This window comes from Aneurinibacillus tyrosinisolvens (assembly GCF_001015055.1).
GTDB lineage: Bacteria > Bacillota > Bacilli > Aneurinibacillales > Aneurinibacillaceae > Aneurinibacillus_A > Aneurinibacillus_A tyrosinisolvens.
In genome coordinates this window covers 1-15,284 of the sequence record NZ_BBWZ01000007.1, presented here as the reverse complement: position 1 = coordinate 15,284, position 15,284 = coordinate 1, and the positions used below count along the sequence as shown (strand labels likewise).

General features: G+C 38.6%; 14 protein-coding genes. 3 read left to right on the top strand and 11 right to left on the bottom strand.

The window, feature by feature from the left end:
• Positions 1-78: 78 nt before the first annotated feature.
• Entirely contained in the window at positions 79-864 is a 786-nt protein-coding gene (locus MBEAL2_RS08510; RefSeq protein WP_047151899.1) for an IclR family transcriptional regulator, read from the top strand.
• A 478-nt stretch (positions 865-1,342) separates the two neighbouring features.
• On the opposite strand, the gene MBEAL2_RS08505 is transcribed toward MBEAL2_RS08510, so the two are convergent.
• The 3 genes from MBEAL2_RS08505 to MBEAL2_RS08495 form a co-directional block, all read right to left on the bottom strand.
• On the bottom strand, positions 1,343-2,740 hold the full coding sequence (locus tag MBEAL2_RS08505; RefSeq protein ID WP_047151898.1) for a hypothetical protein: 1,398 nt from the start codon (positions 2,738-2,740) through the stop codon (positions 1,343-1,345).
• Positions 2,741-2,967: 227 nt separating this feature from the next.
• Positions 2,968-4,062 carry a zinc-dependent alcohol dehydrogenase gene (locus MBEAL2_RS08500; protein WP_047151897.1) on the bottom strand — a complete coding sequence of 365 codons (1,095 nt, stop codon included), beginning with the start codon at positions 4,060-4,062 and terminating at the stop codon, positions 2,968-2,970.
• 53 nt (positions 4,063-4,115) lie between these two features.
• Positions 4,116-5,396 carry a Rieske 2Fe-2S domain-containing protein gene (locus MBEAL2_RS08495; RefSeq protein WP_047151896.1) on the bottom strand — a complete coding sequence of 427 codons (1,281 nt, stop codon included), beginning with the start codon at positions 5,394-5,396 and terminating at the stop codon, positions 4,116-4,118.
• A 235-nt stretch (positions 5,397-5,631) separates the two neighbouring features.
• Between MBEAL2_RS08495 and MBEAL2_RS08490 the strand changes: the two genes are divergently transcribed.
• A complete protein-coding gene (locus MBEAL2_RS08490) occupies positions 5,632-5,874 on the top strand; it encodes a Rossmann-fold NAD(P)-binding domain-containing protein (protein ID WP_047151895.1) in 243 nt (80 codons plus the stop codon).
• A 301-nt stretch (positions 5,875-6,175) separates the two neighbouring features.
• Here the strand turns inward: MBEAL2_RS08490 and MBEAL2_RS08485 are convergent, their stop codons facing one another.
• Positions 6,176-7,423 carry an MFS transporter gene (locus MBEAL2_RS08485; protein WP_047151894.1) on the bottom strand — a complete coding sequence of 416 codons (1,248 nt, stop codon included), beginning with the start codon at positions 7,421-7,423 and terminating at the stop codon, positions 6,176-6,178.
• 539 nt (positions 7,424-7,962) lie between these two features.
• Here MBEAL2_RS08485 and MBEAL2_RS08480 point away from each other — a divergent pair.
• The gene (locus MBEAL2_RS08480) at positions 7,963-8,853 is read left to right on the top strand and encodes a LysR family transcriptional regulator (protein WP_047151893.1); all 891 of its coding nucleotides are present in this window, start codon (positions 7,963-7,965) and stop codon (positions 8,851-8,853) included.
• 218 nt (positions 8,854-9,071) lie between these two features.
• On the opposite strand, the gene MBEAL2_RS08475 is transcribed toward MBEAL2_RS08480, so the two are convergent.
• The 7 genes from MBEAL2_RS08475 to MBEAL2_RS08450 all read right to left on the bottom strand — a co-directional run bounded on the left by MBEAL2_RS08475 (position 9,072) and on the right by MBEAL2_RS08450 (position 14,924).
• On the bottom strand, positions 9,072-9,311 hold the full coding sequence (locus MBEAL2_RS08475; RefSeq protein ID WP_047151892.1) for a Rossmann-fold NAD(P)-binding domain-containing protein: 240 nt from the start codon (positions 9,309-9,311) through the stop codon (positions 9,072-9,074).
• Positions 9,312-9,569: 258 nt separating this feature from the next.
• Positions 9,570-10,886, bottom strand: a complete 1,317-nt coding sequence (locus MBEAL2_RS08470; RefSeq protein ID WP_047151891.1) for a Rieske 2Fe-2S domain-containing protein — start codon at positions 10,884-10,886, stop codon at positions 9,570-9,572.
• 164 nt (positions 10,887-11,050) lie between these two features.
• Positions 11,051-11,863, bottom strand: coding sequence for an ABC transporter permease (locus tag MBEAL2_RS08465; RefSeq protein WP_052947592.1), 813 nt, complete (start codon positions 11,861-11,863; stop codon positions 11,051-11,053).
• On the bottom strand, positions 11,863-12,087 hold the full coding sequence (locus MBEAL2_RS31035; RefSeq protein ID WP_052947591.1) for a hypothetical protein: 225 nt from the start codon (positions 12,085-12,087) through the stop codon (positions 11,863-11,865). The genes MBEAL2_RS08465 and MBEAL2_RS31035 overlap by 1 nt, the downstream gene beginning before the upstream one ends.
• Complete coding sequence (locus MBEAL2_RS08460) at positions 12,084-12,677, bottom strand: ABC transporter ATP-binding protein (protein ID WP_052947590.1); 594 nt, start codon at positions 12,675-12,677, stop codon at positions 12,084-12,086. Before MBEAL2_RS08460 ends, MBEAL2_RS31035 begins: the two co-directional genes overlap by 4 nt.
• Before the next feature lie 40 nt (positions 12,678-12,717).
• The gene (locus MBEAL2_RS08455) at positions 12,718-13,734 is read right to left on the bottom strand and encodes an ABC transporter substrate-binding protein (protein ID WP_047151890.1); all 1,017 of its coding nucleotides are present in this window, start codon (positions 13,732-13,734) and stop codon (positions 12,718-12,720) included.
• A 404-nt stretch (positions 13,735-14,138) separates the two neighbouring features.
• Positions 14,139-14,924 carry an IclR family transcriptional regulator gene (locus tag MBEAL2_RS08450; protein ID WP_052947589.1) on the bottom strand — a complete coding sequence of 262 codons (786 nt, stop codon included), beginning with the start codon at positions 14,922-14,924 and terminating at the stop codon, positions 14,139-14,141.
• Positions 14,925-15,284: the final 360 nt, after the last annotated feature.

Below are 15,284 nucleotides of genomic sequence, written 5' to 3'. Positions count from 1 at the left end.
TGTTCCTTGTAGTATAATTTGTATGTGCATAAATACATGAGAAAACTATTTTATATACAAAGGAAATAGGGGGGCTATATGGAAAAGGTTTCAGAAAAAAATAACGAAGATAAACATCTTTCTTCTGTGAAAAATGCGCTTCGTATTTTACGCAGCTTTTCTTCAGATAAAACCGAAAAGAGAGTGAGTGAACTTGCTGCTGAATTAGGAATAACCAAAAGTACAGTCAGCCGTTTGCTTATCACCCTTTCAAGTGAAGGATTTGTTAAAAAAAATATAGAAACTCAAAAATACAGTTTGGGATTGAGTGTTTTATCCTTAGGAGGGATTGTAAAAAAACAACTGCACCTTACTAAAGAATCACGCCCAGCATTGATGAAACTTGTAAAAGAAACCGGTGAATCAGCCCATCTTTCGATACTCGAAGGTACAGAAGTAATTTATATTGAAATCATTGAATCTCCTCATCTTATAAGAATTCTTACGCATGTAGGTAAAAGAAATCCGGCCTTTTGTACAAGTTCTGGTAATGTATTACTCTCTTATCAAAAAGAAGAACTTATCGAGCAAATTATTAAAAATGGCCTTCACCAATATACTTCAAAAACGGTTACTGACCCTCAACAATTCCGAAATAAAATTAAGAGTGTTAGAGAGCAAGGCTACTGTATTAGTGTTGAGCAAGTGCTAACTGGTGTTGTTTCCGTCGCTGCTCCGATTCGAAACGACACAGGTGAAGTCATTGCTACAGTCAGCCTTGCTGGTCCAATTCAGCGAATGAATGAGAAGTATTTCCCTTCCTATAAATCAAAGGTGATGCAGGCTGCGAAAGAGATTTCTGAGGCTTTAGGCTATTACAGATAACATTGTAAGTGCTAAAAAACGTGGAACCTTACTATTGAACAACAACTTCTACTTCTTTTTGTACAAGTTGTTGTTCAGGTTATAATAAAACAATCATACTAATACCCGTGAAAACCAAAACACCTCCTAATATAGTAAACCTGTTAATCCCCTCTTCATTTTTTAATAAAAAGTAACTGAGTGGAGTCACAAGAATGGGTGTCGATACGGTAATTAACGTAGTATATGACATGACCTTGATTCGTTAAACATATCAAAAACAGTTATCCATGGTTAAAAAAGAGGCTCCTTTCCCCATGCTTTTTTATGATAAACAGGTTACTTAATGAGTGATTTTATCCTTGTTAAGAACCACTTGCACTTGATACCCCTTTGTCTTCTTGCCTCACTGGCATTCAAACGTCATGACGACATTTAAACTGCCTGAAGTCTGAAATTTGTTTTCTTCCTTCGATAGTTCCCTAATTTGATTGAAGTTCTAAAACCACAAAATGGCAACGGCTAATATAAGAGAAAATCCGATAACATAGACGATACTCCATCTAGCAATACGTAGGGGACCTACCTCAATCATAGAGGATATAAGGCCCAGCGTCCCGCTAAAAGGACCCATAAAAAATGTCATAACGGCACGACCCAGAAAAGCAACGGCTATCTGTTCGGTTGTAATTCCCAAAACACCTGGTGTCAATGATTGGGCTAGCAAATTGACAACCACAATCGGATGCATACCAACATAAGATAAGAATAAAGTAATATACGGGAGGAGAAATACAAAAAAATGAACGCCAACCAAACCTTTTAGTTCAACAAATAGCTGATTTACCAGTTGATCATTTCCTGAATAGTGAAGAGCCTCCACAAAGAAACCAGCGCTTAAAAAAACAGCAAACGACTCACTCATTTCAGGCATTTTATACTTAACGTGATTTTTTGCCTCCAACCAGAACGCGTGGCTTTTTCTAAGGAATAGGCACCACAACCATGCAAAGGGAACGGTTAATAACGTAACGATGATCACTAAGCCTAGTGATGAAACAGTATCGATGCTTACCACCAAAACCAAGAGCAATACAATTGCAGCCACGATCTGAAGCAACATGCCTCGAGTGGAAAAGTGTTCCTTTGTAAACTCATATTCTTCCGCAGCGGCTGTTTCCTCATGTGCAACCCGCAACTGTCTATCACCTTCCATCACACTGAAAATAACCCAATTTAAAATCAATGTTGCTAAACTAATAAGAAAAAGCAAAGGGAAAATGTGTAACCAACGAACATGGGTCACATAAAGGACAACCCCGACAATCCCAGAAAAAGGCGTCCAAATAATTGGCAACGAATACCCTTGAATAATCCCGCTCGCTAAAAAACGTTTGGGATTTCTAATCGGCCAAGCTTCCACAACAGATTTCACACTGGAATGGACGATTGGAATTGTAGCCATGTTTAGAAAGGTTCCAAGAAAATAAGATAAGGCTGTAATAATCCGATACAATTGAGAAACAGATTGAACTCTCCCCTCAAATAACTGTTTAAAAACCTCTCGGTATCCTCCAACTTGAATCGGTATAGACAATAAAGGAACAATGGCAAACAAAGAAAGCAAATAGAGCATATCGCCGTAAAGCCTCACATAAGAAAGAAAATCAATTCCTTTCTCCCAAACCATCCAAGTACCTGAGATCAAAAAGATAAGAGAAATCAGTCGAGTAAAAAATTTGCATGAGGAAAGAGAAAGAATGATCGCCAATATCGAAACAAGAGCCACGAGAATGCTTAACCCATTCCATTTAATCAACTGATTAGCCAAAAAAAGGACGATGGCAAGTGTAAAAATAATAGATTTTCCGTAAAGGAAGATATTCTGTGTTCTCATCCCATTATTCTAAAAAGGGAAATCGATGATTTCCCTTTTATCCTTTCCATTAAATTTTGCTTTTGGATTTGGGAGATTCCCTGTTTATCCAAGCATGTAAATAGTAGAAAAGCTTCTTTGGCTGAAAGCAAAGAAGCAAATTTGATTACCCGAGGGTCTATCTACGCCCCTCCTCTTATCCCATTAAAACCATCCTCAATCTACTATATTTCCTGGATTCCAAATCCCTATAACCACGGAGAAACAGTAACTAACAACGGAAAAGGTTCTCCCTCTCCTCCAGCAGTCCTCAATGCCAAATCAGTATCGCTTAGCTTATAGTTATGGGAATTCATGATACTTAGAGGGAATTTTCCTGAAGAGACAAACTCTACTGCCATTTGTACAGATTGATAACTATGTCCACGAACCCCTTTTATTGTCAACGTTTTATTGTAAATAATATCTAGATCAAATTCATGGAAAAGTTGATTTTTCAAAGCACCCAATAGAACTGTTCCCCGTGTTTTGGCCACTTCTAAGGATGAAATAACAGGCTGCGTTCCTCCGCTGGTTACGTCGATAACCAAATCGGCCATTTTTCCGTTGGTTATTTCAGCAACCCTTTTACTCAAATCTTCTGAACTCGTATTAACCGTATAATCAGCGCCCAATTCCCGAGCGAGTTCCAAGCGTTTTTGACTACTGTTTCTTCCAGTCACAATGACAGTTTCAGCTCCGGCTGCTTTTGCCGCTAAAGCACATGCAAGCCCCTGTTGACCAGGCCCTTGAATGACAACGACATCTCCAGGCCCAACATCACCGATAATTCTCATCCATTCAAACCCGTTTGATAAAGGCAATATTAATGCCGCTTCAACTGATGGAACATGGTCAGGGAGTTTGTGGATAACAGCATTCGGATGTAAATACATATATTGGCTAAAACCACCATAGAGAGCTGGATTTACGCTCATCGGAGTAGCTCCATACCGGATCCCGCCTAAACTTGGATTCGTATCAGGACATAAGCGATAAAAACCGGAACGGCACGAGGTGCATTGTCCGCAAGGAATGTACTCTTCCATCGCCACACGGTCACCCGCTTTGACTCCCCACCGTTTAGAAGCCGAATCACCAATTTTATAAATACGACCGATGACATGATGACCTAAAATCATGGGTTCTTTTAAATTCCGGTAATAGGACACATCAGTTCCACAAACACCGACGATTTCTATCTTTAAAATTCCTGCATCGGATTCGATATAAGGTAAGTCTAATTCTTGAATCTCTGTATATTTTACATCGGTTGCCACCGCAGCCCACGTTTTTTCACTCATATTCATCCACCTCCAATAAAATAACTTCCTATATATTCATGTAATTTCATAGATTAAACAGCCTCAAAGTCTTTTTCCGATAACTTGAGTGCTTCCTGTGCCCCTTCATTGAAAGGAACTCCCTTTGCAAGTAAAACGGAAGCTGAACGAACCTTGTGGCTCTCGGGATTCAATCCTGGTAACGGTTCTCCTTTTTCCAAAGTTTTTACTGCATTTAATAAACAACGACGAGCTTTTATTATGGCGGTGTCACTTGTTCCTAATTTTTCTTGTGAACGATCAACGACAGGCCCTGCACTAACTTGAACAGTATGATCCTCCATTCCGAGACCAAAAATACCTGCAAAGGATTCCCCTCTTTTTTGCATTTCCCGATCAATGAGAAAATCATTATCTTTATTCGCTTTGGTACGGAAAGTACCGGGAATTAATAATGAATGAATTCCTGCACCCGATTTCATCTGTTCAATTTCCTGTTCTGTTAAATCGCGATCCGGAGTCCAACTCCAGCTCCACACCCAACAATGTTCATCATCAATGGGTACCCATGCATGCCCACCACGTGGAGCACCGCCAAAAGGAGGAATCATCGTATACCAAGGCATAATAAACTGGGTAATCCTCCAATAAAATTGATTATCATCCGCATTCCGTCTGGCTCCGATTAATAATCCATAGTCGGTGTCCATTACTTCAAAACGTGGGGCAGCATCTTGAGCTAATAATGAAGTACTGCTACTTTTTTTAGAAACCCCTATGCCGCCAACCGAGCCTGAATGAAGAATGGATACATGGCTGGAGTCAATCCCTCCCTCTAACGCCTGGAAGTAATTACATTCTTGAATTTTTTTCGAAATATATCGTTGACTATTCGAAACCATCATCCATTCTTGCTCAGGTAATTCGGGTTTATGCTCCGGCTCACCCATAAATGTCCAAATCACCCCACCGCGTTCCTCACAAGGGTATGACTTAATGTTAATATTATGTTTAAAATTGCTTTCCGGTGGTTCAGATGGCAAATCTACACAGTTTCCGTCAAAATCGAATTTCCATCCATGATAGGCACATCGAAGACCGCAATCCTCATTTCGACCATAAAATAGGGATACCTTTCGATGGGGACAGTACTCATCAACTAACCCAATTTTTCCATTGGTATCTCGGAAAGCAATTAATTCCTCACCTAAGAGTTTGACTCGTACCGGTGGACAGTCCGGATAAGGAAGCTCCTCTACCATAAGCGCTGGAATCCAATATCTTCTAAGTGTTTTTCCCATCGGTGTTCCTGAATTTGTTTGAGTTAATATTTGGTTGTCTTGATAAGATAACATTTCCAATTCCCCCTACTAGATGATTTATATTTACATTTTTACGCAAAAATAGAGCGTTTTCAAATTGATTGTTTTTATCCCACCTATACAAAACATTAATAATGATGTATTTAGATTTTATATAGGGTAAATTAAAATCATTAATTTGAAAGACTATGAATCTTACATTTATAATTAAAGTAGGAACAGTCGATGAGTGCGAGTTTGATATTTTTTTAAAAGAGGGGGAATAAGAGTGGACGATAGAGAGTTTGAAGCATTAATTTTAAAATGTTATCAAGGAAAAACGGTTGCGATTCTCGGCTATCAAAATGAAGAAGGACGCACACGAGCAGACTTTTTAAAAAACCACGGAATTGATGTCATTATTGGCCTTCGAATTGATGATGAAGATTGGGAACAAGCCGAAAGAGACGGTTTTACGGTATTAACCGTTTGGGAGGCTGCAGAACAAGCTCAAGTGGCTCAAGTGTGGTAAAGACCAAACAATAGAAGTCTATAGTATACATAAGGCTACTGTCTTTTTTACCTATAGATGGAAATACTTTTAAAAAGATTATGATTCTGAATAAAAACGGTAGGCCTACATCCCTTGGAGTGGCTTACCGTTCTTTTATATAAATATTTTTATTTTCTTTCTAGTATTCCCTGGCACACCTTACTCATCTTTTGCCGTTCTTTTTTTGGTTGCGACAACCTGAGTTAAACTTATCCTAAAGGAAAAAAGTCACCAAACGGCGACTTGAATAAAACACTTTTCGAATTTCTCGTGTGAATAACTATGACATTTGGGGTTCTTTGGTCACAGCTACCTCTTCCTCCACCTTTAGCACGACTGCACTATTCTCTAGTTTAACAAATAAGATTGCAAAAGCTCCTAAAACGGGTCCTATACCTAAAGTAGCAAAAACATAAAAGTAATTATGTGTTGCATCAATTACAGCGCCTACAGCTAATGGTGCTATTAGTGCACCTAGTTGCCACATGGCATTTACTAATCCAGATGCAGTTCCCACAAATCTTTTTTCTACCGAATCACAAATCAATGTATTCAAGGGAGGGTAAAATGCATAACCCAAAACCCCTATAGCCGGAAGTAAAAAATATAAGTAGGATTCATTTTGATTAGCCCCAAACCATAATAACATCGGACCTAGCAATAAGAGAATCCAAAATGATAAAACCTTGCGATTAACGAAGTCAGATAAAATTCCTGTAATCGGCTTGCATAATAAGGCTGCCATTCCAAAGAAGGACATGAATAAACCTGCTTGTACAAGAGAAAGGTGTAAAGATTTATTTAAGTAAGTATTTGCCCATGTGGCAATTCCTAAAGTAGCCCATTGTCCACCAAAACCAGCTATCCCTGTTAAGAGTAGATTTCTATTTTTAAATAATAAAATAACATCTTTCCAATAACTTTGATTATTTTGCGGCTCTTTGGTCTTTTGCTCAACTCGAGGACGTTCCTTGAGGAGAAAATAAGCTGCTATTAATCCTAACAAAGGAAGTAGACCAGACACCAAAAATGCAGTACGCCAGCCATATCCTTTTGACAATGTTGGAACATATAAATTTACAAGTGAAACACCTAAAGAGGTGGAAGTCATGAACAATCCATTTGCCATGCCGCGTTTGTTTTCAGGAAACCAATCTGTTATTGCGAGCAGGCCAGCTGAAAAAATGGCCCCTGATCCAATACCGGCTAAACACCTAGTTGCAAGCCCTAAAGTAAAACTATCAACAAATCCTGTAAGTAAGGTAGACACACTAATGATAAGTAATGAACCCAGTAATACTTTTCGATAACCATATCGATCTGTTAAAAACCCCCCTGGTATTTGAGTAATGACATATCCAATATAAAAAGCTGTCATAAAACTTCCAGCTTGTGCAGCATTTATTCCAAGATCCTGTGATGCTAAAGGGATGATAGGTGGCCACGACATTCTACTCACATAAGAAAATAAATATACCAACCATGCAAAAAACAAGGCTATAAATGCTGGTCTCAGCCCATTCTTCATTGATTAAAACCTCCTAATAGGTAATTATTTTATTTTCCGCCCAATTGGGTTTTTTACTTAGAAAAACGCTAAATAGGAATGCACACCTTTCTCAACTTCCCTCATTCGGTATCGCCCTTGTATTTTTTCTAACATGAGGTCTACAGTGTCTAGCGAAGATGACTTATAACTTTCTGCGTACCCTCTTTAAAAACGGCCATCCACTATTCACATTGTAGCGCTTACAATTCTAAAATTAGTAAATGCCTTTCCTTTTTCTTTTTGTCTCTCTTTCTTCTAGCAGTTAATTTTGTAGATTTCCTCCTTTATAAACTAGAAACTTTTTCTGCAATCATATCATCAACCCCCTGAAGAAATACGCGGTTTTTTATCATTATTTATAAACAAATATTTTCTGAATTTTTGTTTATTGCTTGTATTTAGAATAAGTAATATAAAATGATTTTACAAATTGATTGTTTCTATAAAACCTATTAATATAATTAATAATGTCTTAAAATTATAAATTATATATAAAAAATAGAGAAGGAAGAATAATTATGCAATTAAAGAACATTGAGGCGTTTCTAAAAATTGTGGAAAAAGGGAGTTTCTCTGCAGCAGCAGATGCTCTATATATTAGTCAACCGACCATCAGTGTTCGTATCCAACAACTGGAACAACATCTAAATAGTCCATTGTTTGAACGGGTGAATGGTAGAAAGATAGAGTTGACGCAAGCTGGAGAAAAGATTTTCCCCTATCTTAACGAAGCCTTCAAATTAATCGAGAAAGCATATGATGAATTAAAGGAGATACCTATTGAGGCGAAAAAAGTAAGAATATCCTGCCCCAATCATATGGGTGTAGAAATCATGCCTGAAGTACTGAAGGTTTTATACAATTGTTTTCCAAACTTTGAATTTCCAGTAAAAATCACTCCAACAGATCTGCTCGTAGAAAATATCCGCTCTGGCGAAGTGGATGTTGGGTTTGGTTATATCCAAGCGGAAGAAAACTATCAGGATCTTTTCATAATCAAAATTGCAAACGAACAAAATGTCCTTGTTTGTTCACCTAATCATCCTTTAACAAAATCAGAAAAGATTGTTCCGTCCGATTTAAGTAATGAACGTATCATCTTATACAACCGCGAATTTTTTGCAACAAAAAACGTAGAACAGTTTCTACAGAAAAACCATCTGAAGGAACATAACCAAGTTGAAATGGGTAATATAGGATGGTTGAAGATGATGGTTCGAAAAGGTTTGGGAATTGCTTTTTTACAAGAAGTTATCGTTCGGGAAGAACTGAACAACGGAAGTCTTGTAAAACTTAATCTTCGCAAATCTCTTCCCTCGACGCCCATTTACTTAATCTTTCATACATCAGTAGATCAAAAAATTAAAGATACCATTATAGAAACGTCAAAAAAAATATTTTCTATATAATGATAAAAGCCGGATATCTCCGGCTTTTATTTGTACAGAACACATACCACAATTATTTTTTGTTTATATCTGACAAAACAAGTAATGAACAGCCCTCCAGATGCCTAAAGTAGGGGTCGTAGACAATGCGCAAATAATTCGTGAAGATATTTAGCTCTTTCCACAATTGGGATTGGATCTGTAACATTCACCTTAAATATTGTGCCAGTGGTGTTTATCTACCAAACTTGAATGATATCCGCTTCCTCAACCGCTTCCCATAATGTCCTTACCTCATGTCCGTCTCGTTCTGCCACGGACCATAAATCATCCGCTGGACGCAGTCCAATTACCACTTGAATTTGATTCTCCATTAAAAACTGGGCGTAGGCTTGTCCCTCAACACTGTATCCAAGAATGGTAATTTTTTTTCCAAGCAAATAATCTGGCACTTTAAATAAATTCTCCTTATGTACCATAGCTAACCTCCTGAATCAAAAATGTTCTATTATTATGTTATCTGTTTGAGTTAGGATAAGGAGGTATAAGTTCTTCTATGCGGCACAAAAATAAGGAATAATTTATAGAATGATTAAGAAAATAAGCCTTCGCTAACAGCAAAGGCTTACAATGGAAGTAGAACCGAAAACGACGACTTTATCGTAATAAATAGGCTCGTTTTTACCCATATCAATAAAATCAAGGTGCCGCATGTACTTTACTGTAATAGTATGATTTCACATCCGTCTTTCCAGTTCTTTTTTATCCATGGTAAGGCTCACATACTTGGCTCTCATATCCTCCTTTAAACCTTCTCTCCAGTCCACACCGTGGGGCAAAAACCGATCACATGCCCGCACATCTCGATACGTCTCAGGCTCCACTCCTTTGGGTGATAACCCGCTCTCTACATCTCTTGTTGCCTCCAGCAATAATTGTCGCGCGGCAATTATTGCCAAATCGGCTGTTCCTAAACGTTCCTTGCTTCGGTCTGGAAAAGGTTTTTCCATGGTTTCCTGCAAAGCATAATCCTGTGTATTAATCCCCTGAATCCCTGTAAACGTTTTTGTACGCTGCAACTCACGATCAATTAAAAAATCATTTGAAGGGTTTCGTTTCAATCGATATCCTGGGAGCATATCACCTGGTCCTCTTCCAAACAGAATTTCTTGTTCCAAAGAAAATTTCGGTTCAAGAAAGATAGCAGGTTCGCTGGTGTATTTGAAATTCCATACCCAGACACTCTCATCATCGACGGGTACCCAAATATGCCCACGGATCGTCGGATAATCTTCCTGACTTCCGTCATGCCATTTAATCATTTGACCACGCATTTGCTGGGACGGCATAATGTATTGGTATGCTCGAATATAGTTCCCGTCATCCTTTAAATTTCGAATACCAACATATTTGAAACCGTAATCCGTTTTTTCCACTTCCAGCTTCGGATTGGTAGCGCGATTACGCAACGATTTATTATCTTGTATATTATTGTTATGTGCAAAGGAAGAGTGCGATGTGTCAATCCCTCCCTCAAGTGCTTGCAACCAATTGCAACTTTCATATGTCTTGGAAACTTGGAAATGTGTTTCTGGCGCCCTTAACCACTCATAGTCCGGATAGTTTGGTTGTTTATTCTTTGGCCCCATATAGGCCCAGATAATCCCAGACTTTTCCCAAGTAGGATAGGCTGTTGTTGTAACCTTGTGCTTGAAGTTGCTGTTATCAGGTTCATTCGGCATATCCACACAATCGCCTTCCCGGTTAAATTTCCAGCCATGGTAAACACAGCGAATTCCACATTCTTCGTTTCGTCCCCAGAATAAATGGGCCCGGCGGTGTGGACAATAGGCGTCTAGGACAGCTACTTTCCCTTCGGAATCACGGAAGGCTACTAAATCTTCCCCTAATAACTTAAGTTTGACGGGTGGGCAATCCGCTTCCGGTAGTTCTTCAGTCAACAAAGCTGGAAGCCAATAGCGCCTGAACACTTCCCCCATCGGAGTTCCCGGACCGGTTTGACAAAGCCTTTCGTTATCTTCCTTCTTTAGCATAAATCTCTCTCCTTTCTCATACAATACGTTTGAATTGGTTTCATAATCTTATTATAAAACGAGCCTTTCTCCATCCATATAAACGGTTCTTTTATATGGAACACCAATAAGAAATCTATGATTTAACCAAAAAAGGGACAGTGCTCCTCACTGTCCCTTCATGACTAACGATGCCGCCATGGTGCTAATTTCTTTTCTAGAACCTTTAATAGTTCCGTCAAGAAAATGGATAAAACCATGAGAATAACAACATAAGCTAAATACTCAGCATTTTGAAACATTTCAGAGGCATGCCGGATGGCAAAGCCAATTCCGATATTTCCCGCCAGCATTTCAGCAACCACCACAGCGATTAAGGCCCGCCCGATGGCCAACCGGATTCCTGTGATTATAAATGGAATGGCTGAAGGAAAAATAACTTCTTTAAACATTTGAAATTCACTTGCCCCATAAGAACGCGCCGCCTTAATCAGTGACAAATCAGTCATTTTAACTCCTGACATGGTATTAATCAAAATTGGAAAAATAGATAAGGCAAAAACCATCATGACTTTAGACAGGGTTCCCAAACCAAACCATAATACAAACAATGGAGTTAAGGCAATCATTGGAGTCGTATACAGCGCTGTAACAAAAGGATCGAAAGCCATTTCAAGCTTTTTCCAGTATCCCATCATCAGTCCAATGGGAATGCCAATTAGCGCCATGACAAATCCAAAGCCTACTTCCATTGCACTCACCGCAAGGTGTTTAAAAACCTCCCCGGAGATAATAAACCCCCATGCTTTCATCAAGATGTTGCTTGGCCAGCTGAACATAAATGGATCAATGAGCTTCAACTGTCCACATAACTCCCAGACCACCAATATAACAATTAAGGTTACTGTCGGATAATAAATAGCCGGAGGAATCCGCCTTACCTTATTTAAAGAAGCGGAAGGAACGATGATTTTTCCTGGAACTTCCGTTTTTTCCATTATGCTTCCCCTTTCCTGTATTGTCTTCTTACTTCCCCTTTAAGATGGTCCCAAATCGTTTGCTTATATTCTTGGTATTCCGGTAACGTTTTGGTTTCCAGCGTTCTTGGATAAGGGATATCAATTTTTACTTCATCAACAATTTGCCCGGGCCGAACCGACATGAGAAAAATTCGAGTAGATAGAAATACCGCCTCATCAATAGAGTGAGTAATAAAAATCACCGTTTTTTCTCATGAAGCATAATCTTTAAGACTTCTTCCTGCATAATTTCTCGTGTTTGTTCATCTATCGCAGAAAAGGGCTCATCCATGAGCAGTACTTTCGGTTCGACTGCAAAACCACGAGCGATCCCCACCCGTTGTTTCATTCCCCCCGAAAGCTGATGGGGGTATTTTTGTTCAAACCCTTCCAAACCCACGAGGTGTATATAGTGCATGACCCGGTCACGAATCTCACGATCCGGTTTTCCTTCCAGCCGCAAGCCAAAAGCAACATTCTGATATACAGTTTGCCATGGCATTAAAGCAAAATCCTGAAACACCATCGCCCGATTACGATCTGGTCCATGTACAGGAGAACCGTTTACAAAAATGGTTCCGGATGTAGGCTTAAGCAAGCCATCCAACGTATGAAGCAACGTACTCTTTCCACAGCCGCTCGGTCCGATGATTGAAATGAATTCCCCTTCATGAATTTCCCCAGAAACATTCTTTAATGCATGAACTTGGTTATGTTGTCCCTCATTATAAATGACATTAATCGAATCAAATTTTAGGATTGGTGTGTTCGTTCCTGTCAACGTTTCAATCATTCAATTCACCCCTATCATGTAAAATTAATCTGCCCTCTCCTTAATTAATTTGCGTAATCGTTTTATCAATCAACTGTTCAACAGATACATCCCCCTTCAGTATGCCAGCCTGTTTCGTTGTATCAATGGCCCACTTTACCCCCTCAAGATTGATTTTTTCTTTATTTGCTAATGCAGGCAGGACAAAATCAAATGACTTTTGGGCATCTTCCTTTTTCATTTTCAATTGCTCCATGATTACTTGAATCATTTCCTCACGATTTTGTGGATTTTTAGCGTAATCAGTGGCTTCAGCCATGGCAGTCATAAACCCTTTTGCCGCTTCTGGTTGGCTTTTTAAGAAATCACCATTAGCCATCAGCATATTATGATTGTAACTTTTCAATTCATCCCGCATTAAGGCTAATTTCTTCATCCCTACGGCATCTGCCTTTAAGTCAGTTGGCTGGCTTAAAATCGTCAATTTCGCCTGGCCGCTGATTAATGTCTGAAGACGAGTAGAGTTTTCTCCCGCTTCAATAATACGAACATCTTTATCCGGATCCAAACCATTCTTCTTTAACCACCAGCGCAGCTGAATATCCGTTCCGTTACCGGGACGATTAGTAGCCACAACTTGTCCTTTTAAATCCTGGGGACTTTGAATATCCCTGGTAGAGTAAATCGTATACATCGATTGGTCGTCTAGCGTTCCAATCATCTTAACATTTGCTCCTTCCGCCACACCTGTAATTACAGATTCGGGCAAACTGGATATAATTTGGAAATCCCCTGACTGGAGTCCACGAAGGGCTGTTACCCCACCCTGTACATTGGTAAACGTAACGTTAACATGGTGTTTTTGAAACAAGTTATGCTTTTCAGCGACAAAAAACGGAAGATAACTGGCATTTGAAGAAGGAAGGCCAACTTTGATGGTCGTCATTTCATTCGAAGTATCCTTTGCTTTTTCAGCAACCTGCGTCTGATTGGTGGCACAACCACTTAACATCATTCCTAAAATGAGAAAAGACATAGTCATAATTGAAACCAAGCCTTTTTTTGAAAATCTCTTCACAGAATACTCCTCCTATGAGCTTATTTTTTCAATAAAAAAAATGTAAATACGGTTATGCTATATTTACAGCCTTCTCAAACTTTCTCCCTCCTTTTTTGTAAAGAAACCGCTGTCATTAATTGATCCAAAAGTTGAAACAATAGCTTGGTAAACGCTACATACTCCTTCCTTCTGCTTTATAATTCATAATCTTTAAAATTATATTTTTATTTTGACATAAAACATATAAGTATGGTTAAAACTGTTTCTATATATGGAACGCCTATATAAAAAATTTCCTTCTAGCTAATTCGTTCATTGAAAAAAGCCGACAGCGGCAAGGATGCCTACTGTCGGCTTATGTAATTGTTTTATCAAAGCCGTTGGATAGAGGATAAAGAGAAGAGAAGATGAGAGAGTCATTATCAAGGATTTAAACCTAATTGTTCTGTAATTAAGCGGCTATAGATATTCATTTCTTTAACATAATACTGAATTTGAGCAGGATAAAAGTGGGATTTGTTTCCTGTAACACTAATGGCTGCAATTACTTTGCCGAGATCGTTGTAAACAGGTACAGCAACTGAGCAGATTCCCAAACGTAGTTCTTCATGAGTAACCGCTACCCCCGTTTTTCGAATCTGGGTCAATCGTGTTTTAATTACTTCTGGTTGCGTTATAGTATGCGGTGTATATGCGGTCAATTCTCCTGCTAACACCCGATCGATTTCCTGTTTGCTTTGAAATGCCAAAAGGATTTTTCCTACAGCAGTGCAATAAACAGAAACACGATTGCCAATTTTGGATTTGGTAACACTCCTCACCTCAGGAGAGCCTTTATATAAATACACAACACCTCCTTGGTCATAAACGCCTAGGCGAACAACCTTTCGCACCGAATTCATTAATTTATCCAATAGAGGAACCGCTACTCGGCGTAACTCCATTGAGTGATAAACCATGAATCCCAATTCAAATGCCGCAATGCCTAACTGATACTTTTGAGACTCTATATTTTTTTCAACCAGATGCGCTTCATTTAATGTTTTCATCAAGCGAAAAACTGTACTCTTGGCCAATCCTAATCGAGAACTTAATTCGCTGATCCCCAGTTCTCTTTCCTCCATTGAAAATGCTTTTAAAATTCGGATCGCATTATGAACAGAGGAAAGAACTTCTTGTTGCTTCACCCCTAATAATTCTTGTCCCATGTATTGACCTCTCCTTCCTTTTCATCCCCTGTATGATAATTTAGTTAATTTAAACATTTTTTTATTTTCAATTTATCAGAAAAAAATAACATTATCAATGAAAATACTTTCTATATAATGTAAAAGTCACATTATCATTTCAATATCCATCTATCGTTTTTCTTTTTATTCTTTATAAAAGCTTACGGTTTTGTTTAGTTCCTTTCTCTAACTGGAAATGGCTTGCTTGCTCTGAAACCAATAGAACGTTATATTATCTATAAAAATTTTAGTTTAATCCATACCCTCAGATTTTAAAAAGCACCTGTTCCTTAAGATTATAAAAACAAGTAAAATTCCTTTCATACAAAAGGCAGCCCT